Annotated in this window: 23 protein-coding genes and 1 tRNA gene; 8 read left to right on the forward strand and 16 right to left on the reverse strand. The window is 65.8% G+C overall.

From position 1 onward, the window contains the following. The first annotated feature begins 7 nt into the window (after nucleotides 1–7). The 3 genes from D7S86_RS01115 to D7S86_RS01125 all read left to right on the forward strand — a co-directional run bounded on the left by D7S86_RS01115 (nucleotide 8) and on the right by D7S86_RS01125 (nucleotide 2,960). A complete protein-coding gene (locus D7S86_RS01115) occupies nucleotides 8–1,324 on the forward strand; it encodes an AmpG family muropeptide MFS transporter (RefSeq protein WP_121082336.1) in 1,317 nt (438 codons plus the stop codon). Then, nucleotides 1,321–2,259: a M48 family metallopeptidase gene (locus D7S86_RS01120; RefSeq protein ID WP_158601830.1), complete on the forward strand. Its 939-nt coding sequence runs from the start codon at nucleotides 1,321–1,323 to the stop codon at nucleotides 2,257–2,259. Before D7S86_RS01115 ends, D7S86_RS01120 begins: the two co-directional genes overlap by 4 nt. A 236-nt stretch (nucleotides 2,260–2,495) precedes the next feature. After that, nucleotides 2,496–2,960, forward strand: a complete 465-nt coding sequence (locus D7S86_RS01125; RefSeq protein ID WP_147432171.1) for a hypothetical protein — start codon at nucleotides 2,496–2,498, stop codon at nucleotides 2,958–2,960. A gap of 2 nt (nucleotides 2,961–2,962) precedes the next feature. Here D7S86_RS01125 and D7S86_RS01130 read toward each other — a convergent pair whose 3' ends face one another. From D7S86_RS01130 to gatC, 6 genes are all read right to left on the reverse strand, one after another. Further along, complete coding sequence (locus tag D7S86_RS01130) at nucleotides 2,963–3,394, reverse strand: PGDYG domain-containing protein (RefSeq protein WP_121082345.1); 432 nt, start codon at nucleotides 3,392–3,394, stop codon at nucleotides 2,963–2,965. A gap of 17 nt (nucleotides 3,395–3,411) precedes the next feature. Beyond that, nucleotides 3,412–4,188, reverse strand: coding sequence for an exodeoxyribonuclease III (locus D7S86_RS01135; RefSeq protein WP_121084172.1), 777 nt, complete (start codon nucleotides 4,186–4,188; stop codon nucleotides 3,412–3,414). A 94-nt stretch (nucleotides 4,189–4,282) separates the two neighbouring features. Then, on the reverse strand, nucleotides 4,283–5,131 hold the full coding sequence (locus D7S86_RS01140; protein ID WP_121082348.1) for a polyphosphate kinase 2 family protein: 849 nt from the start codon (nucleotides 5,129–5,131) through the stop codon (nucleotides 4,283–4,285). A gap of 64 nt (nucleotides 5,132–5,195) precedes the next feature. Further along, nucleotides 5,196–6,674 carry an Asp-tRNA(Asn)/Glu-tRNA(Gln) amidotransferase subunit GatB gene (gatB, locus tag D7S86_RS01145; RefSeq protein ID WP_121082351.1) on the reverse strand — a complete coding sequence of 493 codons (1,479 nt, stop codon included), beginning with the start codon at nucleotides 6,672–6,674 and terminating at the stop codon, nucleotides 5,196–5,198. Further along, the gene (gene gatA, locus D7S86_RS01150) at nucleotides 6,671–8,164 is read right to left on the reverse strand and encodes an Asp-tRNA(Asn)/Glu-tRNA(Gln) amidotransferase subunit GatA (protein ID WP_121084174.1); all 1,494 of its coding nucleotides are present in this window, start codon (nucleotides 8,162–8,164) and stop codon (nucleotides 6,671–6,673) included. The genes gatB and gatA overlap by 4 nt, the downstream gene beginning before the upstream one ends. Nucleotides 8,165–8,429: 265 nt before the next feature. Continuing rightward, a complete protein-coding gene (gatC, locus tag D7S86_RS01160; protein ID WP_121084176.1) occupies nucleotides 8,430–8,729 on the reverse strand; it encodes an Asp-tRNA(Asn)/Glu-tRNA(Gln) amidotransferase subunit GatC in 300 nt (99 codons plus the stop codon). A gap of 467 nt (nucleotides 8,730–9,196) precedes the next feature. Here gatC and D7S86_RS01165 point away from each other — a divergent pair, with 467 nt between their 5' ends. The 5 genes from D7S86_RS01165 to rodA all read left to right on the forward strand — a co-directional run bounded on the left by D7S86_RS01165 (nucleotide 9,197) and on the right by rodA (nucleotide 15,806). Further along, nucleotides 9,197–10,240, forward strand: a complete 1,044-nt coding sequence (locus tag D7S86_RS01165) for a rod shape-determining protein (protein ID WP_121082357.1) — start codon at nucleotides 9,197–9,199, stop codon at nucleotides 10,238–10,240. A gap of 181 nt (nucleotides 10,241–10,421) precedes the next feature. Further along, nucleotides 10,422–11,714, forward strand: a complete 1,293-nt coding sequence (mreC, locus tag D7S86_RS01170; RefSeq protein WP_121082360.1) for a rod shape-determining protein MreC — start codon at nucleotides 10,422–10,424, stop codon at nucleotides 11,712–11,714. Further along, entirely contained in the window at nucleotides 11,711–12,223 is a 513-nt protein-coding gene (mreD, locus tag D7S86_RS01175) for a rod shape-determining protein MreD (protein WP_121082363.1), read from the forward strand. Before mreC ends, mreD begins: the two co-directional genes overlap by 4 nt. A gap of 14 nt (nucleotides 12,224–12,237) precedes the next feature. After that, entirely contained in the window at nucleotides 12,238–14,646 is a 2,409-nt protein-coding gene (mrdA, locus tag D7S86_RS01180; protein ID WP_121082366.1) for a penicillin-binding protein 2, read from the forward strand. A gap of 11 nt (nucleotides 14,647–14,657) precedes the next feature. Further along, complete coding sequence (rodA, locus tag D7S86_RS01185; RefSeq protein ID WP_121082369.1) at nucleotides 14,658–15,806, forward strand: rod shape-determining protein RodA; 1,149 nt, start codon at nucleotides 14,658–14,660, stop codon at nucleotides 15,804–15,806. A gap of 22 nt (nucleotides 15,807–15,828) precedes the next feature. On the opposite strand, the gene D7S86_RS01190 is transcribed toward rodA, so the two are convergent. From D7S86_RS01190 to rsmB, 10 genes are all read right to left on the reverse strand, one after another. Continuing rightward, a complete protein-coding gene (locus D7S86_RS01190; protein WP_240647947.1) occupies nucleotides 15,829–16,728 on the reverse strand; it encodes a tetratricopeptide repeat protein in 900 nt (299 codons plus the stop codon). A 108-nt stretch (nucleotides 16,729–16,836) separates the two neighbouring features. After that, the gene (locus D7S86_RS01195) at nucleotides 16,837–17,283 is read right to left on the reverse strand and encodes a 6-pyruvoyl trahydropterin synthase family protein (protein WP_121082371.1); all 447 of its coding nucleotides are present in this window, start codon (nucleotides 17,281–17,283) and stop codon (nucleotides 16,837–16,839) included. Between the two features lie 10 nt (nucleotides 17,284–17,293). Further along, nucleotides 17,294–17,926, reverse strand: a complete 633-nt coding sequence (queE, locus tag D7S86_RS01200; protein ID WP_121082374.1) for a 7-carboxy-7-deazaguanine synthase — start codon at nucleotides 17,924–17,926, stop codon at nucleotides 17,294–17,296. A gap of 59 nt (nucleotides 17,927–17,985) precedes the next feature. Then, complete coding sequence (queC, locus tag D7S86_RS01205) at nucleotides 17,986–18,720, reverse strand: 7-cyano-7-deazaguanine synthase QueC (protein WP_121082377.1); 735 nt, start codon at nucleotides 18,718–18,720, stop codon at nucleotides 17,986–17,988. 218 nt (nucleotides 18,721–18,938) lie between these two features. Beyond that, nucleotides 18,939–19,985, reverse strand: a complete 1,047-nt coding sequence (locus D7S86_RS01210) for a patatin-like phospholipase family protein (protein WP_121082380.1) — start codon at nucleotides 19,983–19,985, stop codon at nucleotides 18,939–18,941. A 294-nt stretch (nucleotides 19,986–20,279) separates the two neighbouring features. Then, nucleotides 20,280–20,355: transfer RNA gene (locus D7S86_RS01215), tRNA-Phe, on the reverse strand. A gap of 94 nt (nucleotides 20,356–20,449) precedes the next feature. Next, nucleotides 20,450–21,118 carry a response regulator gene (locus tag D7S86_RS01220; protein ID WP_121082383.1) on the reverse strand — a complete coding sequence of 223 codons (669 nt, stop codon included), beginning with the start codon at nucleotides 21,116–21,118 and terminating at the stop codon, nucleotides 20,450–20,452. Continuing rightward, nucleotides 21,119–23,503 carry a sensor histidine kinase gene (locus tag D7S86_RS01225; protein ID WP_121082386.1) on the reverse strand — a complete coding sequence of 795 codons (2,385 nt, stop codon included), beginning with the start codon at nucleotides 23,501–23,503 and terminating at the stop codon, nucleotides 21,119–21,121. Beyond that, nucleotides 23,490–24,023 (reverse strand): DUF4390 domain-containing protein, encoded by a 534-nt coding sequence (locus D7S86_RS01230; protein WP_121082388.1) that lies wholly within the window; start codon nucleotides 24,021–24,023, stop codon nucleotides 23,490–23,492. The genes D7S86_RS01225 and D7S86_RS01230 overlap by 14 nt, the downstream gene beginning before the upstream one ends. A 56-nt stretch (nucleotides 24,024–24,079) precedes the next feature. Further along, nucleotides 24,080–25,444: a 16S rRNA (cytosine(967)-C(5))-methyltransferase RsmB gene (rsmB, locus tag D7S86_RS01235; protein ID WP_338069139.1), complete on the reverse strand. Its 1,365-nt coding sequence runs from the start codon at nucleotides 25,442–25,444 to the stop codon at nucleotides 24,080–24,082. Nucleotides 25,445–25,755: the final 311 nt, after the last annotated feature.

A 25,755-nucleotide genomic window follows, 5' to 3' on the forward strand; every position in this document is an offset into this window, starting at 1 on the left:
ATCCTGCATGACGTCGCCGCACGAAGATACGCTCGCCGCCACGCCCGCGTCCGAACCCGCTGTCGCGCATGACGACCCGCCGGCCGCCGGCGGATGGCGCGTCTATCTGAACCGGCGGATGCTGATCTGTGTGGTCCTCGGGTTCACCTCGGGCCTGCCGCTGTTCGTCCTCATCAGTCTCGTACAGGCGTGGCTGCGGTCGTCGGGCGTCGACCTCAAGGCGATCGGACTGTTTGCGCTGATCCAGTTTCCCTACACGTGGAAGTTTGTCTGGTCGCCGCTGATGGACCGCTTCGTGCCCGCGTTCGGCATCTGGCGTCCGGGCCGGCGGCGCGGCTGGATGCTCGTCACGCAGGTGCTCGTGGCCGTGGCGATCGGCGCCATGGGCTTCGTGTCGCCGCGTGACGCGATCTGGACCGTCGCGGCGCTCGCCACGCTGCTCGCGTTCTTCAGCGCGAGCCAGGACATCGTGCTCGACGCCTACCGTCGCGAGTTGCTGCCCGATCGCGAACAGGGGCTCGGCACGGCGATCCACGTCAACGCGTACAAGGTCGCGGGGCTCGTGCCCGGCTCGCTCGGCCTGATCCTCGCCGACCATCTGCCGTGGCAGACCGTGTTCCTCGTGATCGCGGTGTTCATGCTGCCGGGCATCGTCATGACGCTCGTGATCGGTGAGCCGACCGTGCGCGGCGCGCCGCCGAAAACGCTCGAGCAGGCGATCGTGCTGCCGTTTCGCGAATTCGTCGCGCGCGACGGATGGCGCGGTGCGATGCTCGTGCTCGGTTTCATCTTTCTCTACAAGCTCGGCGACAGCATGGCGACCTCGCTCGCGACGTCGTTTTATATCGACCTCGGTTTCACGAAGACCGAGATCGGCGTGATCGCGAAGACGGTCGGTTTTTGGGCGAGCCTCGTCGGCGGACTCGTGGGCGGCGTCTGGCTTGTGCGGCTCGGCATCAATCGCGGGCTTTGGATCTTCGGCCTCTTTCAGATGCTCTCGTCGGCCGGATTCGCGTGGCTCGCGCATCACGGACCGACGACGACGGGCCTTGCGCTCGTGATCGCGCTCGAAGCCGGCGCGGCCGGCCTCGGGACGGCGGCCTTCACGGCATACATCGCGCGCGCGACCGATCCGCGCTATACGGCGACCCAGTTCGCGCTGTTCACGAGTCTCGCGTCGGTGCCGCGCACGTTCGCGAACGCGGGGGCCGGCTTTGTCGTCGCGCAGATGGGGTGGTTCGAGTTCTTCGTCGTGTGCGTCGTGCTGGCCGTGCCGGGACTCCTGATGCTGCCGCGCGTGGCGCCATGGGGCCGCGATCCATGAAAACGACGGGCAGGATTGCACGGATCGCGGGCCGGGCGCGCGCCGCGGCCGCGATCGGCGGTCTGGCGCTTGTGCTCGCCTGCATGGGCGCGCGTGCGGCGGAAGCGCCGGCGGCCGACAGCCGCGATCCGACGGGCGAGTTGCGCGTCGGCAATCCGATGGCGATACGCGGCGCGGCAACCGATGCGATGCTCGAGCAGATCGCATCGATCGAATACCGGCAACTCATCGGCGACGCGCTCGCGCAGCATCGTGCCCTCGCCCAGACAGACCCGCGCGTGCGACGCGTGCGCGGCATCGTCGACGACTTGACGCCCTACGCGTTCAAATGGAACGAACACGCGAGCAAGTGGACCTGGGAAGTCAACGTCGTGCGCTCGGCGCGGCTCGACGCGTATTGCATGCCCGGCGGCAAGGTCGTCGTGTTCACGGGGCTTTTCGACAAGCTGCGTCCGACCGACGACGAACTCGCGATGCTGATCGGACACGAGATCGCGCACGCGCTGCGCGAACACGCGCGCGTGATGCTCGACGCGTCGATGCTGAGCCGCTACCGCGGCACGCTGAGCGCGCCGCAGTTGTTCGGCTATAGCGACTTCGATTTCGATTCGGGATCGGGTTTTCCGGATCTGCGTTACGACGCCGACGACGAGCGCGAGGCCGACGTCATCGGCACCGAGATCGCGTCGCGCGCGGGGTTCGATCCGCGCGCGGCCGTCACGCTCTGGCAGCGCATCGCGGCAATCGATCACCGGATGCCCGTCGAACTCGCCGAAACCCACCCGATCACGATGGCGCGGATCGACGATCTCCGGCGGCGGCAGCCCGACATGCTCGCGATCTATGAAAAGGCCGCCCATCGCGGATTCGAGCAAGTGCGCGAGTCGAAGCGCACGCCGAAGGTCACGTCGAAGCTCAACGCATCCGATCGTTGATCCGGCCTCGATCCTGTCGATCGGGGCGCGACTCGCATGGACGGCGCGCGATCGGCGACGCACGCGGACGATGCGTATTCAAGGCGCGAATCCAAACGCCTGATTCATGCGTTATCGGCAATCATCGGGCGTTCAAGCTCCCGGCGCGATTGCCGATATCTCGTTCAGGAGGCCGGAACGAACCGGCCATCGACACGGTTGCCGGCCGGCGCCGGTCGTGAACGGGAGGCTCAGTCATGCAATTCAATTCACGCTGCGCAGTGTCGGCGATGGCCGTTGCCATCGCGGGCGCGCTCACGATGGCGCCGATGGCCGCGAACGCGGATACGGCCGACGGCGATGCATCCGGCGACGTGTTCGCGTCGCGGCTCGTCGCCGCGGTCGGCGCGGACGCGCTGGCTCACGTGACGGGGAACGTCGGCGTCAATATCGCGGCCGGCACGGGCAATCGGCAGGACAACACGTTGACGATCGTGAAAACGGGCGAGTCGGTGGCTTCGGGCAACGGGAACCCGACCGCGCCGTCCGCCGTGACCGTCAACGAGACGACCGCGGCGAGGGGAAGCGCGGGCGCGATGCCCGTGCGTGTCGCGATCGCGGCGCTCGGCGCGGGTGCGCTCTCGGACAGCGTCGGCAATATCGGCATCAATATCGCCGCGGGCAACGCGAACGTGCAGCGCAACGTCATCGTGTCGCGCTAGCCTCAAACCTTGCGCCGATAGACCTGCTTGAAACGCGCGTTTTCGACGAGGCCGTAGTCGCCGGGCGCATATTGCATGACCCAGTCGTGCGCGACGCCCTTGAGTCGATCGCCGCCCGCGACGCGCGCGATCGAAAACGGTTCGTGGATCTGCTTCGCGAGCACGGCGACGGGCCGCGCGCGATAGGGGCCGTCGCCGCCCGCGAGCGTCGGTGCGACGGGCACGTACTTGAGATCGAAGCGATCGCGCGTCACGCTCCAGCGGTCGCCGGTCGATCCCGTGATCAGCGCGTCGCCCGCGCGGTACCGATTCGGTCCCTCGCGGCTCAGAAGCTCGCCGTCCTCGCGCGCGAACGCGACCGTGACGATTTCGTCCTTCACGTATTCATGCGCGTCGGGGTCGTCGCGCAGATCGATGGTGTCGAGTGCCAGCATGCGTCGAGTCCCGCGCGTCAGCGCAATGTCCAGTCGTATTCGATCGTCAGCGGCGCGTGGTCGCTGAACTTGATGTCCTTGAAGACCGAAACGGACTTCGCCGTCGCGGCGATGTCCGGCGTCGCGATCTGATAATCGATGCGCCAGCCCACGTTCTTCGCATAGGCCTGGCCGCGATTGCTCCACCACGTGTACTGTTCCTCGCGCGGATCGATCGAGCGATGCACGTCGACGTAGCCGACGTTGTCGAACAGGTTCGTGAGCCACGCGCGTTCCTCGGGCAGGAAGCCCGAGTTCTTCAGATTGCCCTTCCAGTTCTTGAGGTCGATTTCCTTGTGCGCGATGTTGATGTCGCCGCACAGCACGACTTCGCGCTCGCGCCGCAGTTCGGTCAGATGCGGCAGGAACACGTCGAGAAAGCGGAATTTCGCGGCCTGCCGGTCTTCGGAACTCGAACCCGACGGCACGTAGACCGAGACGATCGAGAGCTTGCCGTAACGGACTTCGACATACCGCCCCTCGGGATCGAATTCCTCGCTGCCGAAGCCGATGATGAAGTCATCGGGTTCGTGCCGCGTGTACAGACCCGCTCCGCTGTAGCCCTTCTTGACCGCGTGCTGGAAATAGCCGCGATAGCCATGCGGCGCAAGGAACTCGGGCGTCATGTCGTCCTGCTGCGCCTTGAGTTCCTGCACGCAGACGAAGTCCGCCGCATGCGTGCCGAACCACTCGAAAAAGCCCTTTTTGGCCGCCGAACGGATGCCGTTCAGATTGGCCGCGACGATCTTCAGCATCGATGAGTCCTCGTGTTCGAGTCCGGACCGCGCGTCGAGCACGCGCGCGGCCACGGGTGCGGAGCGTGTCCGCGATGATCGGGAGCGGCCCGCGTTATTTGACCTTGATCCCTTCGAGATCGTGTTTCGCGGGCGGATATTCGAGCTTGAGCGTGCGCATCGTCTCGGCGAGGATCGTCGCGACCATCACGTTGCGATGCGTCTTCGAATCGGCCGGCACGATGTACCACGGCGCTTCGGGTGTCGAGGTCGCCGCGAGCGCGTCTTCGTAGGCGGCCTGATAGTCGTCCCAGTACTGGCGCGCCTCGAGATCGCTCGGGTCGAATTTCCAGTGCTTGGTCGGGTCATCGACGCGCGCCTGCAGACGCTCGCGCTGCGTGTCCTTCGAGATATGCAGGAAGCACTTGATGATCGTCGTATGCGTGTCGGCGAGCAGCGATTCGAAGTGGCGGATATGCGCGTACCGGCGCTCGCACTCGCCCTTGTCGATCGCGCCCGTGACGCGCGGCACGAGCACGTCTTCGTAGTGGCTCCGATTGAAGATCGCGAGCTCGCCGCCGGCCGGCGTATGCCGATGCACGCGCCAGAGGAAATCGTGCGCGATCTCGTCGGGCGTCGGCGCGCGAAACGCCGCGATGCGCAGGCCCAACGGATCGACTTCACGGAACACCGCGCGAATCGTGCCGTCCTTGCCGCTCGTGTCCATGCCTTGCAGCACGAGCAGCACGCGCTCGCGCGTCTGCGCGTGCATGCGGTCCTGGAGCACGTCGAGTTCCAGGCTCAGATCCGAGAGCTGCTGGCGATCCGCGTCCTTGCCGCCCGCCGAGAACGGTTTGGCGGCGCAGTCGTACGACGCGAGCTTGAAGCTCCCGTTCTTGCCTTCGGACGCGGTCTTGTCCTTGAAATGCGGGACGCGGAACGCGTCGATCGTGACCTTCGACATGGGCACTCCTTCGATCAAGTGAGGATGAAACTCCGCATCGGTAACCGCGACGATGACAGATCGATCAGCCCGCGAGCTTCTTCTTGAGGAGCTCGTTGACCTGCGCCGGATTCGCCTTGCCCTTCGTCGCCTTCATCGCCTGGCCGACGAGCGCGTTGAACGCTTTCTCCTTGCCCGCGCGGAATTCCTCGACGGATTTCGGATTGGCCGCGAGCACGGCGTCGATGATCGCGTCGAGTTCGCCCGAGTCGGAGATCTGCCGGAGTCCCTTGGCTTCGATGATCCGGTCGGCCGCGCCGTCGTCGGTCGCGCGTTCGTCCCAGATCGCCTGGAAGACTTCCTTCGCGATCTTGTTCGAAATCGTGCCGTCGGCGATCCGCGCGATGAGGCCCGCGAGTTGCGCCGCGCTGACCGGACACGCGTCGATCTCGAGCCCGTCCTTGTTCAGTTGCGACGCGAGTTCGCCCATGATCCAGTTCGCCGCCGTCTTCGCATGCGCGACGCCGGCTTTTGCGACGACCGCTTCGAAATACGCGGCGCCCGCCTTCGACGCCGTGAGCACGCCCGCGTCGTAGCGCGCGAGCCCGTATTGATCGGCAAAGCGCTGTTGCATGGCTTCGGGCAGCTCGGGCAGGTCCGCGCGCACGCGCTCGATCCACGAGGCGTCGATCGCGAGCGGCAACAGGTCCGGATCGGGGAAATAGCGGTAATCGTGCGCGTCTTCCTTGCTGCGCATCGAGCGCGTTTCGCGACGGTCCGGATCGTAGAGCCGCGTTTCCTGGACCACCGTGCCGCCGTCCTCGATCAGTTCGATCTGCCGGCGTACCTCGAAGTTGATCGCTTCTTCGAGGAAGCGGAACGAATTGAGGTTCTTGATCTCGGCGCGCGTGCCGAACGCGTCCTGGCCGACGGGCCGTACCGATACGTTCGCGTCGCAGCGAAACGATCCTTCCTGCATATTGCCGTCGCAGATGCCGAGCCACGTGACGAGCGAATGCAGCGCCTTCGCATAGGCGACGGCCTCGGCCGCGCTGCGCATGACGGGCTCCGTGACGATTTCGAGCAGCGGCGTGCCGGCGCGATTCAGGTCGATGCCCGTCATGCCCTCGAAGTCTTCATGGAGCGACTTGCCCGCGTCTTCTTCGAGGTGCGCGCGCGTGAGCTCGACGACCTTTTCATAGGCGGGCTTGCCGGTCTTCGCATTGGCTTCGACCTGGATTGTCAGCGTCCCGCCCTGCACGACGGGGATTTCGTACTGGCTGATCTGATAGCCCTTGGGCAGGTCGGGATAGAAATAATTCTTGCGCGCGAAAATCGAACGCGGTGCGATCGTCGCGCCGATCGCGAGCCCGAAACGGATCGCGCGTTCGACGGCGCCGCGATTCATGACCGGCAGCGTGCCGGGCAGCGCGAGGTCGACGACCGAAGCCTGCGTGTTCGGCTGTGCGCCGAATTGCGTCGACGCGGTCGAGAAAATCTTCGAGACCGTCGAGAGCTGAGCGTGCGTCTCGAGGCCGATCACCACTTCCCATTGCATAGTCATACTCCCGCCGTCGCGAGCGCAGGGGCCCGCAGGTGCCAGTCCGTCGCACGCTGGAACGCATCCGCGACCTGCAGCATCCGGCTTTCGTCAAAGTAATTGCCCACGATCTGCAGACCGACCGGGCGTCCGTTCGCGCCGAAACCGCACGGCACGCTCATGCCCGGCAGACCCGCAAGACTGATCGACAGCGTATAGATATCGGCGAGATACATCGCGACGGGATCGTCGCCCTTGGCGCCGAGATCCCATGCGACGGTCGGCGCGACCGGACCCATGATCACGTCGCATTGCGTGAACGCCTGCTGGAAATCGCTCGCGATGATTCGGCGGATCTTCTGCGCCTGCAGGTAGTAGGCGTCGTAGTAGCCGTGCGAGAGCACATAGGCGCCGACGAGGATGCGTCGCTTGACCTCCTCGCCGAAGCCTTCGCTGCGCGACTTCTTGTACATGTCGAGCAGATCCGTGTACTGCGCGGCGCGATGGCCGAAACGCACGCCGTCGAAACGCGAGAGGTTCGACGACGCTTCGGCCGGCGCGATCACGTAGTAGACCGGGATCGACAGCTCGGTTTTCGGCAGCGAGACCGGGACGCGCACGGCGCCGAGCGCCTCGTACTGCTTGAGCGCGGCCTCGACGGCGTCGCGCACGTCGCTTGCGAGGCCGTCGCCGAAGTACTCGTTCGGCAGACCGATGCGCAGGCCGTCGAGCGGCTTCGCCGCGTTCGTGCCGCCGTTCCAGCCCTTGCCGATCGCGCGCGTGAAGTCTTCGTCGGGATGCTCGAGGCTCGTCGAATCGCGCGGATCGAAACCGGCCATGCCGTTGAGCAGGAGCGCGCAATCGTGCGCGGATTGCGCGAACGGACCGCCCTGGTCGAGCGACGACGCGAACGCGATCATGCCGTAGCGCGACACGCGGCCATAGGTCGGCTTGATCCCCGTGACGCCCGTGAACGAAGCGGGCTGGCGGATCGAGCCGCCCGTGTCGGTGCCGGTCGCCGCGGGCACGATGCGTGCCGCGACGGCTGCCGCCGCGCCGCCCGACGAGCCGCCGGGCACCGCGCGACGATCCCATGGGTTCTGGACCGGACCGAAGTGCGAGTTCTCGTTCGACGAGCCCATCGCGAACTCGTCCATATTCGTCTTGCCGACGCAGACCATGCCGGCCGCGGCGAGGCGTTCGACGACCGTCGCGTCGAACGGGCTCCGGTAGCTGTCGAGCATCTTCGAGCCGGCCGTCGAGCGCCAGTCGCGCGTGACGAAGACGTCCTTGTGCGCGATCGGCAGTCCGACGAGCGGGCCCGATTCGCCGCGCGCGAGGCGCGCATCGGCGGCCTTGGCCGCGGCGAGCGTCGGCTCGGGGTTCACGTCGATGAATGCGTTGAGTTCACGCGCGGCCTCGATGGCCGCGAGCGATTCCTGCGCGAGTTCGACCGCGGACACCTGGCGGGTGTCGAGTGCGGTGCGAAGGGCTGTAAGACTCTTTTCAACCATGATCTGGATCCAGTTCGCCAGTTCGGCGGTTTCAATACGGTCCGGCATTGCGGTCCGGCATCGGGGCGCCCGACCGGTGCGCCGCGGGCGTCGGTGCGACCGATCCCGGAGCCGTCTGTGCGGCGGTGCGGCACGCGGGCGGTCGGGCCCGCATCGGCGCATCGGCAAATCAACACGCCGACGAATCGGCCGTCATCGCGTGCGACCGGCGCGCGTCGCGTCTGTCCGCGATGCGGCTGCCGCAGCGCGCTGCGTCGGCGTGTCCCTATTCGATGACCTTCGGCACGAGGTAGAGCCCGTCCTGCACGGCCGGCGCCGGCGCCTGATTCGCATCGCGATCGATGACGGCGGTCGCCGCGTCGTCGCGCAAGCGCAGCGCGACGGACTGGATCTGCTCGATCGGGTGCGCGAGCGGTTCGATGCCGGCCGTATCGACCGCCTGCATTTGCTCGACGAGCGAGAAAAAATGATTGAGTTGCGTTTGCGTGCGTTCGGCCGCGTCATCGGCGAGCTCGAGGCGCGCCAGATGCGCGATCCGTTTGACGTCGGTCAAAGTGAGGGACATGCGGTCACCGGAAAAAATGGATCGGACGGCCACCATTGTCGTGCTGTCGAACGCAATGGCGACGCGGGGGTCGGGGACGGGAAAACACGAGCAAGAACAAGGCGAAGCGTCGCCATTTCCCTTCAAAATAGCCAAAATTATAAGGTATGATTACGCCCTAAACTCAAATCCGGACGAGCTTGCCTCGCCTGAGTTCGCGCCGATGTCGCGCGAACGACGGATGACCGAACCGATTGCAAGGATTCCGACAGGATCCGCTTGCGCGAAAAACGGTTTCGGTGATCGTGTCGGCTGCCCGGAGCAGCCTCGGTAATCAAGGCAGTAGGCAGGACGGCCGGTCAAGTCATCGGCAGCTTCGAGTTCGCGCAGCACCCGCTTGAGGGCGGCCCGCGGTCCCACGAAGCTGTTATTTTTTTCCGCTGTCGGCGCGCCTCGCGCGTTCGACCCGAAGCGACACAGGATTTTGAATGTTCGGTTTTCTGCGCAGTTACTTCTCAAACGACCTGGCGATTGACCTCGGCACGGCAAATACGCTGATTTACATGCGCGGCAAGGGTATCGTGCTCGACGAGCCCTCGGTTGTCTCGATTCGCCAGGAAGGCGGCCCGAACGGCAAGAAGACGATCCAGGCCGTCGGCAAGGAAGCGAAGCAGATGCTCGGCAAGGTCCCGGGCAACATCGAAGCCATCCGTCCGATGAAGGACGGCGTGATCGCCGACTTCACGGTCACCGAGCAGATGATCAAGCAGTTCATCAAGATGGCGCACGAGTCGCGGATGTTCTCGCCGTCGCCGCGCATCATCATCTGCGTGCCTTGCGGTTCGACCCAGGTCGAGCGCCGCGCGATCAAGGAAGCCGCGCACGGCGCGGGCGCTTCGCAGGTCTATCTGATCGAGGAGCCGATGGCTGCCGCGATCGGCGCGGGCCTGCCGGTCTCGGAAGCGACGGGTTCGATGGTCGTCGATATCGGCGGCGGCACGACCGAAGTCGGCGTGATCTCGCTGGGCGGCATCGTCTACAAGGGCTCGGTCCGCGTGGGCGGCGACAAGTTCGACGAGGCGATCGTCAACTACATCCGCCGCAACTACGGGATGCTGATCGGCGAACAGACCGCCGAAGCGATCAAGAAGGAAATCGGCTCGGCGTTCCCGGGTTCCGAAGTCAAGGAAATGGAAGTCAAGGGACGTAACCTGTCGGAAGGGATTCCGCGCAGCTTCACGATCTCGAGCAACGAAATACTTGAAGCGCTGACCGACCCGCTGAACCAGATCGTGTCGTCGGTAAAAATTGCGCTCGAACAGACGCCGCCCGAACTCGGTGCGGACATCGCGGAACGGGGGATGATGCTGACGGGCGGCGGCGCGCTCTTGCGCGATCTCGATCGCCTGCTCGCCGAAGAGACCGGCTTGCCGGTGCTCGTGGCCGAAGACCCGCTTACGTGCGTCGTGCGGGGTTCCGGCATGGCGCTCGAGCGGATGGACAAACTGGGCAGCATCTTCTCGTACGAATGAAGCCGCAACGCTGATCCGGGTCGACCGCCGGTCCGCCACCCCAGTGCAAACGCCGACTGGCTCCCGCGGGAGCCGTTTCGCAGCAGACGCATTCGGACAGGGCGAAGCCGCGCGGTTCCCGACGTTGCCCTTGCATTCGACCCGCTCACGCACTCCGTCATCCTGACCGGCGCAGACGCTCATGGAATACAGTCCGCCGCCACTTTTCAAACAGGGCCCTTCGGCGCTTGCGCGCCTGATCTTCTTCGTCGCGCTTGCGCTCGGCCTGTTGATCTCCGATGCACGGTTTCGCACGCTCGAGGCGATTCGCGAAGTGATCGGCACGGGGCTCTATCCGCTGCAGCGCGCCGCGCTCGTGCCGCGCGACATCGGCCTTGCCGTCGCGGATTTCTTCGTGACCGGCACGGCGCTCCATCGCGAGAACACCGAACTCAAGTCGCGTAATCTCCAGCTCGCGCTTCACGCGGGTCAGGCCCAACAGCTCGAAGCCGAAAACGCGCATCTGCGCGCGTTGCTCGAACTCACGCGGCGCTCCGCGATTCAAAGCGTGCCCGCCGAAATCGCCTATGACACGCGCGATCCGTTCACGCAGAAGGTCATCATCGATCATGGTTCGACCGCGGGCATTCAGCCCGGCGCACCCGTCGTCAACGAAAACGGCGTGATCGGTCAGGTCACGCGCGTCTACCCGTTGCAGGCCGAAGTCACCTTGCTGACCGACAAGGATCAGGCGTTGCCCGTGCAGCTCGTGCGCACGGGGCTGCGCAGCGTCATTTACGGCACGCCGGCCGGCGACGGGCTCGACCTGCGCTTCGTGCCGATCTCGGCCGACGTCAAGGTCGGCGACCAGCTCGTGACGAGCGGTCTCGACGGCGTCTATCCGGCCGGCCTGCCGGTCGCGCGCGTCGTGCGCGTCGATCGCAAGACCGATACGGCGTTCACGCGCGTGCTCTGCGAGCCCGTGTCGCCGATTCATGGCGAGCGTCAGGTGCTCGTGCTGCACTACGACAACGTCCTGTTGCCGCCGCCGCCCGACAGCGCGGTCGGCGAGCAGATCAACGGTCCGCAGACGAAGGCGACGTCGAAGGACGCCAAATCGAAGAACAAGGCGGCGTCGGCGTCGAGCGAGGCATCGGGCGCGGCGGTCGGCGTGGCCGCGAGCGACGCGTCGCTCGCGCAGACGGTCGCGGGCAGCGTCAGCTTCGACGGCGATACGCACGGCCACTTGCGAGGGCACGCGTCGGGCCAGGCTGAAGTCGCAGCCGAAGCGTCGGCGGCTTCGGCCGCCTCGTCGGCCAAGGCCGCGCAGGTCGCCAAGCCCGCACCGGCCGCACCGGCGGCGTCGGATGCCGCGGCAGCCAGCGCGGCGGCATCGTCTGCGCCTGCCGCGAAGGCCGCACCGCGCGCGCCGGCGCCCGCCAAGCCCGCCGATGACGGCCCGCACGTACCCGCACGCGGGGGGATCGACGAATGAGCCGCCCGCAATACATCCTGCTGCCGGTCAACCCGTCGTTCATCGCGTTCAGCATCGCGGCGGCGTTCGTGCTCAATTTCCTGCCCTGGGGCCGCACGGTCGGGATTCCCGATTTCGTCGCCGTCGTGCTGCTGTTCTGGAATATTCATCAGCCTCGCAAGGTCGGCATGGGCATCGCGTTCGTGCTCGGCATCCTCATGGACGTCCACGACGCGAGTCTGTTCGGCGAACACGCGCTTGCGTACACGCTGCTTTCGTATGGCGCGATCTCGCTGCATCGCCGCGTGCTCTGGTTCTCGCTGCCCGTGCAGGCGCTGCATGTGCTGCCGTTGCTCGTGCTCGCCCAACTCGTGCCGTTCGTGATCCGCCTGCTCGCGGGCGCCGCGTTCCCGGGCTGGGGCTATCTCGTCGACGGGTTCGTCGAGGCGCTGCTCTGGCCGGTCGCGAGCCTGCTGTTGCTCGCGCCGCAGAAGCGCGCGTCCGACCCTGACGATACGCGGCCGATCTGATCGGCGCGCCCAGCATGACCGAGTTCAAGAACACCGAACAGCAGCTGTCCCGCTTCCGCCTGCGCGTGGCGGGCGCGGCGTTCTTCGTCATGCTCTGCTTCGGACTGCTGGGCTTTCGCTTCGTCTATCTGCAGATCTGGAAGTACAGCGAATATTCGCTGCAGGCCGACGAGAACCGGATCTCGGTCGCGCCGATCCTGCCGAACCGCGGCGTGATCACCGATCGCAACGGCATCATCCTCGCGCGCAACTATTCCGCGTACACACTTGAAATCACGCCATCGAAACTCGATGCGCCGCTCGATCAGGTCATCACCGAACTGGGTCGCGTGATCCCCGTCGAGGAGCGCGACCGGCGCCGCTTCAAGAAGCTGCTCGAAGATTCGAAGCACTTCGAAAGCCTGCCGATCCGTTCGCGGCTGACCGACGACGAGGTCGCGCGATTCACCGCGCAGCGCTATCGCTTCCCGGGCGTCGACGTGCGCGCGCGGCTGTTCCGCAGCTATCCGCTCGGCACGACGTTCGCGCATGCGATCGGCTATATCGGCCGCATTTCGCAGCGCGATCGCGATCATATCGAGGCCGCCAGCGAGCAGAACGACAACGATCCCGATCACTACGATCCGCGGCTCGACGAAAACAACTACAAGGGGACCGACTACATCGGCAAGATCGGCGTCGAGCAGAGCTATGAAACCGAACTGCATGGCCTGACGGGCTCCGAGGAAGTCGAGGTCACGGCCGGCGGCCGGCCCGTGCGTACGCTGTCGAGCACGCAGGCGACGCCGGGCAACAATCTGCGGCTGTCGCTCGACGTCGGCCTGCAGGAGACCGCCGAGCGCGCGTTCGGCGATCGCAAGGGCGCGCTCGTCGCGATCGATCCCTCGACGGGCGAAGTGCTGGCCTTCGTGTCCGCGCCGAGTTTCGATCCGAATATCTTCGTCGACGGCGTCGACCAGCAGACCTGGGACGATCTCAACAATTCGCCCGACAAGCCGCTGCTGAATCGTCCATTGCGCGGGACCTACCCGCCGGGTTCGACGTACAAGCCGTTCATGGCGCTCGCCGCGCTGACGCTGCACAAGCGCACGCCCGAGTGGGGCTTCCAGGACACGGGTTCGTACACGTTCGCGGGCCATGTGTTCCACAACGACGTGCGCACGGGGCAAGGCTGGATCGATATGAATCGCGCGATCACGGTCTCGAACGACGACTACTTCTACATGCTCGCGCACGACCTCGGCGTCAACGCGATCTCCGACTTCATGAAGCCGTTCGGCTTCGGTCAGATCACGGGCATCGATATCGAGGGCGAAGCCAGGGGTATCCTGCCGTCGACCGACTGGAAACGTCACGCCTACAAGCGTCCCGAGATGCAGAAGTGGTACGAAGGCGAAACGATCAGTCTCGGGATCGGCCAGGGCTATAACTCGTTCACGATGCTGCAGCTCGCGCATGCGGTCGCGACGCTCGCGAACAACGGCGTCGTGATGACGCCGCACCTCGTGAGCGGGATCGAGAACCCGATCACGCATCAGATCCGCACGGTCGATTCCGATCCGACGGGCAAGATCGACGTCAAGCAGCAGGACATCGACTTCATCAAGCACGCGATGCAGAACGTGATTCTCAACGGGACGGCCGCGCAGCCGTTCCGCGGCGTTCAGTACGAGGTCGCGGGCAAGACGGGGACGGCGCAGGTCTATTCGCTCGGCGGCGAGAAGTATCATGCGAGCGCGGTCGCTGAAAACCGGCGCGACCACGCGCTGTTCACCGCGTTCGCGCCGGTCGAGAAGCCGCAGATCGCGCTCGCGCTGATCGTCGAAAACGGCGGCTGGGGTGCGGAAGCCGCCGCGCCGGTCGCGCGCGCGGTGCTCGATTACTGGATGATCGATCGCTTCAAGCCCGGCGTGCTCGCCGCGGCGGTCGCGAACGCGGTCGCCGATTCGAATGCGTCGGGCGGCGGCGTCGATACGGCGCCCGTCATCGGCGGCGGACCGCAAACGCCGCTGCAGGCCGCCTTGCCTGCGTCGGTCGCGGCGGCCCTGCCGGGTGGAAGCGCCGCGACGGCGGCCGCGATCGCGGCATCGGCGGTCGGTGTCGCGCAGCCCGCGTCCGCGGCAAGCGGCGCGGCCGCCGTGCCGCGTGGTGCGAGCGGTGTGAACGGCACGAGCGGTGCCGCCGCGAGTGCGGCCGAAGCGACGCCGCCGCGTTCGGACAAGGCGGCGCCGAAGCGGCCGCTGCCGAATGCGCCGACGACGCCGGCCGACAACACGGGCGCGCCGCTAGCGCCCGCTCCCCGCGTGACGGTTTCGCCGGCCGACGCGGACGTGCCGGCGGACGACCATAGCGTCAACTTGAACGGCGTCGATACGGGCGGCAACACGCCCGTGTCTCACGCGAGCCCCAACGGCGACGACTGACGAGGTCCCTTATGCAACTCGATTCACGCGCCGTTTTCACGCACATCAAGCGGTTGTTCATCGGCTTCGACAAACCGCTCGCGCTGTTCATGTTCCTGCTGCTCGGCGTGGGCATCGTCACGCTCTATAGCGCGAGCCTCGACATGCCGGGCCGCGTCGAGGACCAGGTCCGCAATATCCTGCTGACGTTCGCCTTGATGTGGGCGATCGCGAATATCCCGACGCAGACGCTGATGAAACTCGCCGTACCGCTCTATACGGTCGGCATCGGTTTGCTTGTCGGCGTCGCGCTGTTCGGTCTCACGCGCAAGGGCGCGAAGCGTTGGATCAACGTCGGCGTCGTGATCCAGCCGTCCGAGGTCATGAAGATCGCGATGCCGCTGATGCTCGCGTGGTATTACCAGAAGCGCGAAGGCGTCGTGAAGTGGTTCGACTATATCGTCGGCCTGATCCTGCTTGCGATCCCGGTCGGGCTGATCGCGAAGCAGCCCGATCTCGGCACGGCCGTGCTCGTGCTCGCGTCGGGTCTGTTCGTGATTTATTTCGCGGGCTTGAGCTTCAAGCTGATCCTGCCGGTCCTGCTCGCGATCGTGATCGGCGCGGGGACCGTCGTCGCGACCGAGAGCAAGATCTGCCAGCCCGAGGTCAAGTGGCCGATGATGCACGACTACCAGAAGCATCGGATCTGCATCCTGCTCGACCCGCAGTCGGATCCGCTCGGCCAGGGCTTCCACACGATTCAGGCGGTCATCGCGATCGGCTCGGGCGGCATGCTCGGCAAAGGATGGCTCAAGGGCACGCAGGCGCACCTCGAGTTCATTCCCGAGAAGCACACCGATTTCATCTTCGCCGTGTTCTCCGAGGAGTTCGGTCTCGTCGGTGGGGTCACGCTGCTCTTTCTCTACTTATGTCTGATCGCGCGCGGACTCTATGTCGCGGCGAACGGCGCGACATTGTTCGCGCGCTTGCTAGCCGGCGCACTCGCGATGTCGTTCTTCACGTACGCGTTCGTCAATGTCGGCATGGTCAGCGGGATTCTGCCCGTGGTCGGCGTGCCGCTGCCGTTCATGAGTTACGGCGGGACCGCGCTCGTGACGCTCGGGCTCGGCGTGGGCATCATCATGAGCGTCGGCAAACAGAAGCGGCTCATGCAGAGCTGAGGCGGCGCGATGCGCCGGCGCGCTATTCGCTGGCCGGCGCGTCGTGATCGGCTGCAGCCGGATGCAGTTTTTCGGTCAGCGCCTTGTAGTTGACGAGCGCGGCCGGATCGCCCTGCGCGGCCGCCTTCGCATACCACTGCCGTGCGGTCTCGAGATTCGGCGTAACGCCGTCGCCGCCGCGCTCGTAGTAGGTGCCGACGATGTATTCGGACGCCATGTCGCCCGCGAGCGCCGCCTTGTGATACCAGACGAACGCCTGCGCGAAATCCTGCTTCGTGCCGCGGCCGTCCATGAACTGATTCGCGAGCGCGATCTGCGCTTGCACATGTCCCTGCTTGGCGGCTTTCAGATACCAGATATGGGCTTCGCCCGGATCGAGCCGTTCGAGCACGCCGTCGTCGAACAGACGGCCGTACGCGTACTGGGCGTGCGACATATCGGCCTCGGCGGCTTTCTTGAGCCAGTGCTCGGCTTCGGGGACGTCGACCGGCGTGCCTTCGCCGTTGAGCTTCATCATCGCGTAGTTGAATGCCGCGAGGCGATTGCCTTTCTCGGCCGCATCCTTGAATTCGCCGAGCGCGGCCGGATAGTTGCCCGCCTCGTAGTCGTCGATTGCGGTCTGCGTTTCCTTTTGCGCGGGGGCGGGCTTCGCGTGCAGGGGCTGGGCGTCTTGCGGTGCAGTCCGAGGCGGGTTGCTCGCGTGGGGCGGTGCTTCCGATGCGGTCGATCCGGAGGCGATCGATGCTGCGGCGGCCATGACCGGCACCGCGGCGCTCGCGGGCGACGTCACCGTACCGATCGTCACGAGCAGTGCGGCGATCCGGGTCAAGACGATGCGCGCAGGTCCGGAGCGCGCGCGCGTGATTGCGCGCGCATGGGCATGACCCAGGGAGCGGATCGAATCGAGATCGGGCATGTCCATCGTTCTCTCCCTACGGGTCTGCTGCGCTCCCCATGATACTGGACGTAAAAAAACCGCTGCATGGCGCGTGCCGTGCAGCGGTCGTCGGACCGTACGGGATGCCGGCGTTTATGCGCGTTCGGCGTCGGCCCAGCAGTTCGGCGTCTCATAGAGACGTACGCGCTTGAGGCGCAAGTCCACGCCGTAGTGCTGGTCGTAGACCTTCGACAGGATGCCGAACGCCGCCAGCGCGAGATTTTCGACGGTCGGAATCCGATCGAGCACGACCGTCTTGTGGCCGGGCATCGTCGCGAGAAAGTCGCGGACCTGCGTGTCGCCTTCGAAGACGAGGAACGCGTGGTCCCAGAGGTCGACGAGGTGCGTGTTCGCGAGCGATTTGACGTCGGCGAAGTCCATGACCATGCCGCGGTCGGGCGCGCCTTCGACGTCGACGAGTTCGCCTTCGAGCGTGATCTCGAGGACATAGCGATGTCCGTGCAGATTGCGGCACTGGCTCCGATGATCGGGAATGCGGTGGCCCGCGTCGAATTCAAGTTTTCGGGTAATCGAAAGCACGGCAGACCGCTCAGGGAATGTTCAGATATTTGTGGGTTTGCATCGACAGACGCCAGCGCGGGTGCCGTTTGCACCAGTCGATCGCAAGTCGCGTGTTCAGCGTGCGCGACGCATTGTCCATCGGCTGGACCATGAAGTACGTGAAGTCGAGGCGTTCGTAGTCCGCGAGCCGCTGGTTCGCCTGCGGCACGACGACCTTGAGTTCGTCGCCGCGCGTGACGACGAGTTCCGCATCGGCCTTCGGGCTCACGCAGACCCAGTCGATACCGTCGGGGACGGGCAAGGTGCCGTTCGTTTCAATCGCGATCGTAAAGCCGGCGGCGTGCAGCGCGTCGATCAGCGTCGCGTCGATCTGCAGCAAGGGCTCGCCGCCTGTACAGACGATGAATCGATAGGCCTCGTCTTCGGGCCACAGCGATGCGACGCGCGCGACGAGCGCCTCGGCGCTCGCGTACTTGCCGCCGTTCTCGCCGTCGGTGCCGACGAAGTCGGTATCGCAGAACTGGCAGACGGCCTCGGCCCGGTCCTGTTCGCGGCCCGACCAGAGATTGCATCCGGCGAACCGGCAGAACACGGCCGGGCGCCCGGCATTCGCGCCTTCGCCCTGCAGCGTATAGAAGATTTCCTTGACAGCGTAAGTCATCGTAACAGCGTCATATCAGCACCGGATCTCGGCCCGGTGCGTGTTGGGGAGCGTGGCGCTCACCGTGTCGGATCGGCGCCGACGGGTTCATTGGCAAGATACGCCTCGTAGCCGCGCTTGCGCAGCTTGCATGCCGGACACTCGCCGCAGCCATAGCCCCAGTCGTTGAGCAGTCCGCGTTCGCCGAGATAGCACGTGTGCGTGTCCATGCGAATCAGGTCCACGAGCGGGTCGCCGCCGAGCGACCGCGCGAGGCGCCAAGTGTCGGCCTTGTCGAGCCACATCAACGGCGTTTCGAGCACGAAGCGGCTGTCCATGCCGAGGTTCAGCGCAACCTGGAGCGCCTTCAGCGTATCGTCGCGGCAGTCCGGGTAGCCCGAGAAGTCCGTCTCGCACATGCCGCCGACGATCACGCGGAGTCCGCGCCGATAAGCAATTGCCGCCGCGATCGTCATGAACATCAGATTGCGTCCCGGCACGAAGGTATTCGGCAAGCCCGATGCCGTCGTGACGATCTCGATGTCGCGCGTCATGGCCGTGTCGCTGATCGCGCCGAGCACCGAGAGGTCGATCACGTGATCGTCGCCGAGCCGCGCGCGCGTCGCCGGCATGACCTCGACGATGCGCTCGCGGAATTGCGTGCGGCATTCGAGTTCGATCCGGTGGCGCTGGCCATAGTCGAAACCGAGCGTCTCGACATGGTCGAAGCGGTCGAGCGCCCAGGCGAGGCAGGTGGCCGAATCCTGACCGCCCGAAAAGAGCACGAGCGCGCCTTGGCGCGCGCTTTCACGCATTGTCGATTGCACAACGGACTCCCGATGATCCCTGCGTCGTCGCCGGAACATTGAAGCTTGGGGGGCAGCGGCAAACGACTAACCCGCTATTGTAGCCGAGAGCGCCGTCCGGAGCCCAAGCGCGCCGCGCGTGGCGCCGGATCGCAGGCCGGGTCGCATACACGATGAGCCGCCGCTATCCGCCTATCCTGCGATGCCCAATCGTTCGACATCGGTCGCTAGGCGCGCGACCCGTCGCGTTCGTCGAGCCCGAGCCGTGACCGAATGGCCGGCATCATGCGTTCGACGGCGGCTCGGCCTTCCTCGATCGCGGGCGCGGCGTGATGGAAATCGAAGATCCGCATGCCGCCGAGCCGCGGCTGAATCAGGATGTCGGCCGGTTCGCCCGCGAGCCGGCTGCGCGTGATGCGAACCTGCATGATGTCGATGCTCTGGCCGATCGCGCTCATCAGCGACGGGATCCGCGCGCTCGGGGCCGGCGGCGTATGGACGTCGTACGCGGGGTTCGGCGCGAGCCATCGAGGCCACGGCTTGCCGTTCTTGCGTAGCGCGACGGGCCGCGCCGGGTCTGCTTCGGCCTCGGCCGCGGCCGGCAAAAGGACATCGGAGACCGAGGCGTGCGGCGCATCTCCGGCCGTAAGCGCTTCCTTCGCGATCGGCGGCGGCAAGTCGGGCGCGGGACCGCCGAAGTCGCGCCCGTTCAGAATGTCGTTGTTGAGGTCGATCGCGATCACGCAATCGGCACGCATCGCACGCGCGACCGAGACCGGTACGGGATTCGCGAGTCCGCCGTCGACGAGCCAGACGCCGTCGTGAAAGACGGGCTGGAAGATCCCCGGAATCGCGATCGATGCACGGACCGCGTTGACGATGCTGCCTTCTTGAAGCCAGATCTCGCGTCCCGTATCGAGTTCGGTCGCGACGGCCGCGAACGGTTTGGCGAGTTCGGTCAGCGTGCGCCCGTTGAACTGGCGCGCGAAGACATCGAGGACCTTCTTGCCGCCGAGCAGGCCGCCCGAGAACTTGAGATCGAGCAGGCGCAGCACCGATTGCCACGTGAGCCGCTGAACCCAGTCTTCGAGCCAGTCGAGATCGCCGTTCGCATAGACCGCGCCGACGAGCGCGCCGATCGACGTGCCGCAGACGATATCGGGGTGAATGCCCGCCGCTTCGAGCGCGCGAATCGCGCCGATATGCGCCCAGCCGCGCGCGGCGCCGCCGCCGAGCACCAAACCGAGTTTGCGGGGTGCGTGCCGATGGATCATTGCGCGCGCCTCCCGTGTGCATGCACGCGGGACGTGCGCCGCGTACCGCGTCCGTAATCCGGGCGGTGCGCGTCGATCGACGCGGTCGCTGTCGGCGCTGCGTGGAAAGTCATTGTTGCGATCGGGTAAGCGGCTTCGAGTGCGAGTCATTATCGCACTATGAGGCGCGACGCATGGTCCGTGCCGGATCGGGCGCGATCCGATCGGATGCGCTGAATCGGACGTCGGAACGAAAAAGGGCGCCGAAATGCAAAAAGCCCAACCGTTCAGGTTGGGCTTTCCACTCGATTCCGATGGTGGCCTGGGGCGGAATCGAACCACCGACACGCGGATTTTCAATCCGCTGCTCTACCAACTGAGCTACCGGGCCACGCAGAAGCGAAAGTATAGCAGCGATTCGACGAGCGGTTCAAGCCTCGGCGGAAACTTTTTTCGAGCGGCCGGATTTCGCTTATTCGCCCTTCTCACTCGCCCTTGTTCTTGCCGAGGTCGACGCCGAGCTGCTTGAGCTTGCGATACAAGTGCGTGCGCTCGAGTCCCGTCTTTTCGGCGACGCGCGTCATGCTGCCGTTCTCGCGCGCGAGGTGGTACTCGAAGTACGCGCGCTCGAACGCATCGCGCGCGTCGCGCAGCGGGATATCGAACGAAATCGCGCCCGCATGCGAAGCGGGTGCGCTCGGCGTCGCGGGCGCGCCGTCGATGCCGGGCGCGGGCTCGATGCCCGGTGCGCCGGCCGGGGCTGCGGGCGGCGCGACGACGGGCGGCATCGCGCCGCGTTCGAGACCCTGCTCGACGGCCTTGAGCAGCTTTTGGAGCGTGATCGGCTTTTCGAGGAAATTCAGCGCGCCGATCTTCGTCGCCTCGACGGCGGTGTCGATCGTCGCGTGCCCCGACATCATGATCACGGGCATTTTCAGCTGGCCCTGAGCGGCCCATTCCTTCAGCAAGGACACCCCGTCGGTGTCCGGCATCCAGATATCGAGCAGCACCAGATCCGGCGATTGTTGTTCGAAGTACTCACGCGCCGCCTGCGCGTTTTCTGCGACGTCCACCGCATGCCCTTCGTCGCTGAGTATCTCCGACAGCAACTCGCGGATGCCCATTTCATCGTCTACCACGAGGATGGTTGCCATTTACTCTACCTTTGTATGCGCTGTTGCTTTTGTTCTCTGCGTGGCCGTGTCGTCCGCGAGCTCGAGAAACAGGATCGAGACCTGCGCACCGGCAATCGATCCATCGCCTGCCTTGGTTCGGTTGCGAATGTCGATTCGCGCACCGTGCTCGTCGACAATCTTCTTGACTGTTGCAAGTCCGAGGCCTGTTCCCTTGGCCTTGGTCGTCACATACGGCTCGAATGCGCGCGTCAGGATTCGCGCGGGGAAGCCCTGCCCGTTATCGGAGATCGATAGCCGTACCGACTGGCGACTGCGACCCAGCGCATCGGGGTCTCCGTATTCTACTGTTCGCGTTTCGAGCAACACGCGCGGCCCTGGCGTTTCGGCCACCGCGTCGAGCGCGTTCTGCAGCAGGTTGTGAATGACCTGCCGGATCTGCGTCGCGTCGCCGCGAATGATCGGCAACGGCATCAGCTCGATCTTGAGCGGCCCCTTCGCATCGTCGATGCCGTACAGCGTGAGCACCTCCGCCACCAGATCGTTCAGCTGCAGATTCTGCAGCACGGCCGGCGGCGTCCGTGCGTATTCGCGGAAGTCGTCGACCATCCGTTTCATCGCGGCGACCTGATTGACGATCGTCGTCGCGCCGCGCTTGAGGACATCCGCATCGGCCGGCGCGAGCTTATCAGTCAGCTTCATCTGGAGACGTTCGGCGGAGAGCTGTATCGGTGTCAGCGGGTTCTTGATTTCATGTGCGAGCCGGCGCGCGACCTCGCCCCATGCGACCGAGCGCTGCGCCGATATCACATCCGAAATGTCGTCGAACACAATGACGTACCCATCCGTCGCTGCAACGTCTTCCGGCGCCGCGCCGTTGACAGGGCTCGCGGGCGCGCGCAGCAGCGGCGCGCCGCGCACGAGCAGCGTCAGCGGATCCGCTTCGCCGGGCACGGGGATTTCGAGTTGCTGCTGCCAATGGCCGCGACGCTCGCCCATGTCGGGGCCCGCGGTGGCCTGACTGTCGGCGAATGCCTTGCGGACCATCGCGCCCAGTTCCTTGAGCGCGCCGATCTGATCGAGCGGCTGATTCAGCGCCGCGTCGAAGGGCTGGCGGAAGATCCGCTCGGCGCCGGCGTTGGCGGTCGTCAGGCGGAATTGACGATCGAATACGAACACGCCGGCCGTCAGGTTCGCGAGAATGCTTTCGAGATAGGCCTTCGATTGTTCGAGCGCCGCACGATTGCGCTCGACGGCCACGCGCGCTTCGGACAACTGACGCGTCATCGCGTTGAACGATTGCGTGAGGAAGCCCAGTTCGTCGTTCGACTTGATCTCGCGTTTCGGCGTGTAGTCGCCGCGCGCGACTTCCTTGGTGCCTTCGGCGAGCAGGAACAGCGGACGCGCGAGCTGATTGCCGAGCGCAAGCGCGAGCAGCATCGCGATGAAGGTCGCGAGGAACAGCGCGAGCGTCAGCGTGCCGATGTACATCTTGCGCAGGCCCGTGCGTCCGAGCGCCTTCTCGGAGTATTCGCGATACGCGCGCTGGACGGCTTCGGCGTTCTGCGCGAGCGTCGGCTGGACGGGCTGCGTGACCTGAAGGAACCGTTCGTCGTTGCGCAGACCGGCGCCGAGTCCGCTCGGGATCCGGACCACGACGCGCAATTCGAGCGGCGTGTTCTTCGCCGGCGCCGCGCGCTTGGCCGAGTCGCCCGACAGGGTCGGGTCGCTGTCGGGTTCGCCCTCGACCGCCGCATAGCCGCGCGCGCGCGCCTGCTGGATCATCAGATTCGTCGGCAGATCGTCCGGCACGAGCGCCGCAAAGTTCGACGAGGCTTGCGCGATCACGTGGTTGTTCGCGTCGATGATCGTCGCGTCGTGCACGCCGAACTGATCGCGCAGCCGCAGCAGGGCCAGTGTCGACGGATCCTGGTCGGTGCCGAGCTGGTCGGCCATCGCGCGCGCCTTGCCTTGGAGATCGGACAGCGCGTTGTCGAGCATGCCGCGGCCGAGGTCGAGGCCCGATTCGAGCGCGGTTTCGATGTTGATGTCGAACCACGATTCGATGCTTCGCGAGACGAACTGCAGCGACACGAGATAGATGATGCCGCCCGGCAGGACCCCGACGAGCGCGAAGAAGATCGCGAGCTTCGCAAGCAGCCGCGTGCCGAAGCGGCCTTGCCGCAAGCGTGCGTAAATGATCCAGACGAGTCCGCCGATGATCAGCAGGAACACGAGCGCGATCGCCACGTTCGCGGCATAGAGCCACGAGTAGTAGCGGTCGAAGAAGTCCGTGTTCGCGCTCGCGAGCGCGAGCAGCACGAGCAGCAGCAACGCCGTGATCGCGACGGTCGACAGCAGCAGCCGGGTCAGGAAGCTCTTGAGGTTCGCGTTACTGTTTGCCATGGTCGCTCACAGTAAAGGAAAAGCGCTTCCAATCCGATGCGAGATTCCAGTCGCGGTTGTTGACCGCGTCGATCTGGAACGGTTTGGGCATCAGCGCGACGTCGAGCTGCATGCGTACCGATGCCTGATACGTGGTGTCGTTCGAGACCTGGTTGCGATCGATGACATGCCACGAGGTCACGTGCTGCACGACGGCGAGTGCGTCCTTGAGGCTCGGAAACGCGAGTTGCAGACCGCTGCCGGTCGAGACGCGGTATTCGCGCGTCAAGGGCTGGAACGACAATCGAATGCTTTGCTGGGTCCGGACGGCTTCTTCGTCGAACCAGTACCACCGTCCGCGCGTGAGCACGAACTCGGTGGTGAAGTAGAGCGGAATGCCCCGGTTGACCGCGTCTTCGAGGCTGCCGTTCAGGTCGAACGCGAAGCGCGCATCGAGGCTCCAGCCCGACGTGCCGTCCGCTTCGAGCGACGCGCGGTCGACTGCGATCGTGTCCGCCCGGGCGGCATGGGACATCCACATCGCAAGCACGATGCAGCACAACCCAAGCCAACGCAGCGGGAAATGGCGTAAGCGGATCACCGTTTTAGAAAGCGCGCGTAGAAGAATCCGTCGTGATCGAATCCGGAACCAGGCATCGTGTCGCTGGCCGGACTCACTCCGGTGATTGAGGGAAGCAACTGACCCGGCGCGTCCAATCGTACCGCATCTGGCTGCGCCGCTTCAAACCACTGGGCTTGCAGTTCGCCTTCCTCGGGGAACAGCGAGCATGTCACATAGAGCAACTCGCCGCCGGGCGCGAGCACGGTCCAGAGCGCCGTCAGAATCCGGCGCTGCTCGGCCGCGAGCGCCGCGATGTCGGATTCGCGGCGCAGCCAGCGGATATCGGGGTGGCGGCGCACGATACCTGACGCGGAGCACGGGACGTCGGCGAGGATGCGGTCGAACGGCGTGCCGTCCCACCAGGATTCGGGCGCTGCGGCGTCGCCGACCTTGACGGTCGCGGCGAGTGCGAGGCGTTCGAGATTCTCGGTGATGCGCGGCGCACGCTCGGCGCTCGACTCGACGGCGACGAGGTCGAGCGTCGCGCGTTCGAGCAGATGTCCGGTTTTGCCGCCGGGCGCCGCGCACGCGTCGAGCGCGCGCATGCCGTCGGTGGCGCCGAGCAGCGGGGCGGCGCGCTGCGCACCGCTATCCTGGACCGACACGTCGCCGTCGAAGAAGCCCGGCAAGCGATCGACGGGGACGGCGCGCTCGAGCACGATCGCGTCGGGCGCGTCCGCGCCGGCGAGCCGCGCTTCGAGGCCGGCTTCGGCGAGGCGCGCCAGATAACCTTCGGGTGTCGTCTTGCGGCGGTTGACGCGCAGCGTCAACGGCGCGCGCGTATTCCCCGCGCTCAGAATCGCTTGCCAATGGTCGGGCCACGCTTCGCGCACGCGATCGATCCACCACTGCGGATAGTTCCATTGGGCGGGTTCGGCTGCGCGAGCGGCGGCGAGCAATGCGTCGCGTTCGCGCAGGAAGCGGCGCAGGACCGCGTTCACGAGTCCTTTGGCAAAGGACGTCTCGCGGCGCGCGGTGACGGCATGGACCGCCTGATCGACGACGGTGAAGGTGTTGTACGCGGGTGCGGTGCCGGGTTCGTCGACGAGCAAGGCCAGCGCGCAGACGAGCACGTCATGAACGTGCTCGGGCGGCGCCTTCTGCATCATCCGCGCGACGAGGGCGTCTGCGGTCGCGAGCGCGCGCATCGTGCGATAGGCGACGTCCTGCACCGCGCCGCGCGCGAGCGCCGCCTTGTCCGAGCGCGTGACCTCGGCGATGGCCGCGGGCAGCGACGTTCCCGCGCGCACGGCGCGCACCGCCTGGGCGGCGCTGTCGAGCGCGAACCCGAGTGAGTCGGGGGCGAGATGAAGGACGGAAAGACGCTTGCGCAAATTCAACGACCGATCGGAAGCAAAAAAGCCGGCGACCCGGATAGGTCGCCGGCGGGATCGGTATTGTAACGTGGGCGTCGGCGCAGGTCGGGTCGCTTCCGATGCGGGCCGATCGGCGTCAGGCGCGCCGCCGGCGATCGTTTTGGGCGCGGCGCTCGAGGGCGCGTCGGATCTCGGCGCGTGACTGCGTACGCCGCGTCGCTGTTTGAGACTGATCGCTTACGCCGCTTACGCCGCTTACGCCGCTTACGCCGCTTACGCCGCTTACGCCGCTTACGGCGATCACGGCGATCACGGCGATCACGGCGATCACGGCG

It is taken from the genome of Pararobbsia silviterrae, assembly GCF_003628125.1.
Taxonomy (GTDB): domain Bacteria; phylum Pseudomonadota; class Gammaproteobacteria; order Burkholderiales; family Burkholderiaceae; genus Pararobbsia; species Pararobbsia silviterrae.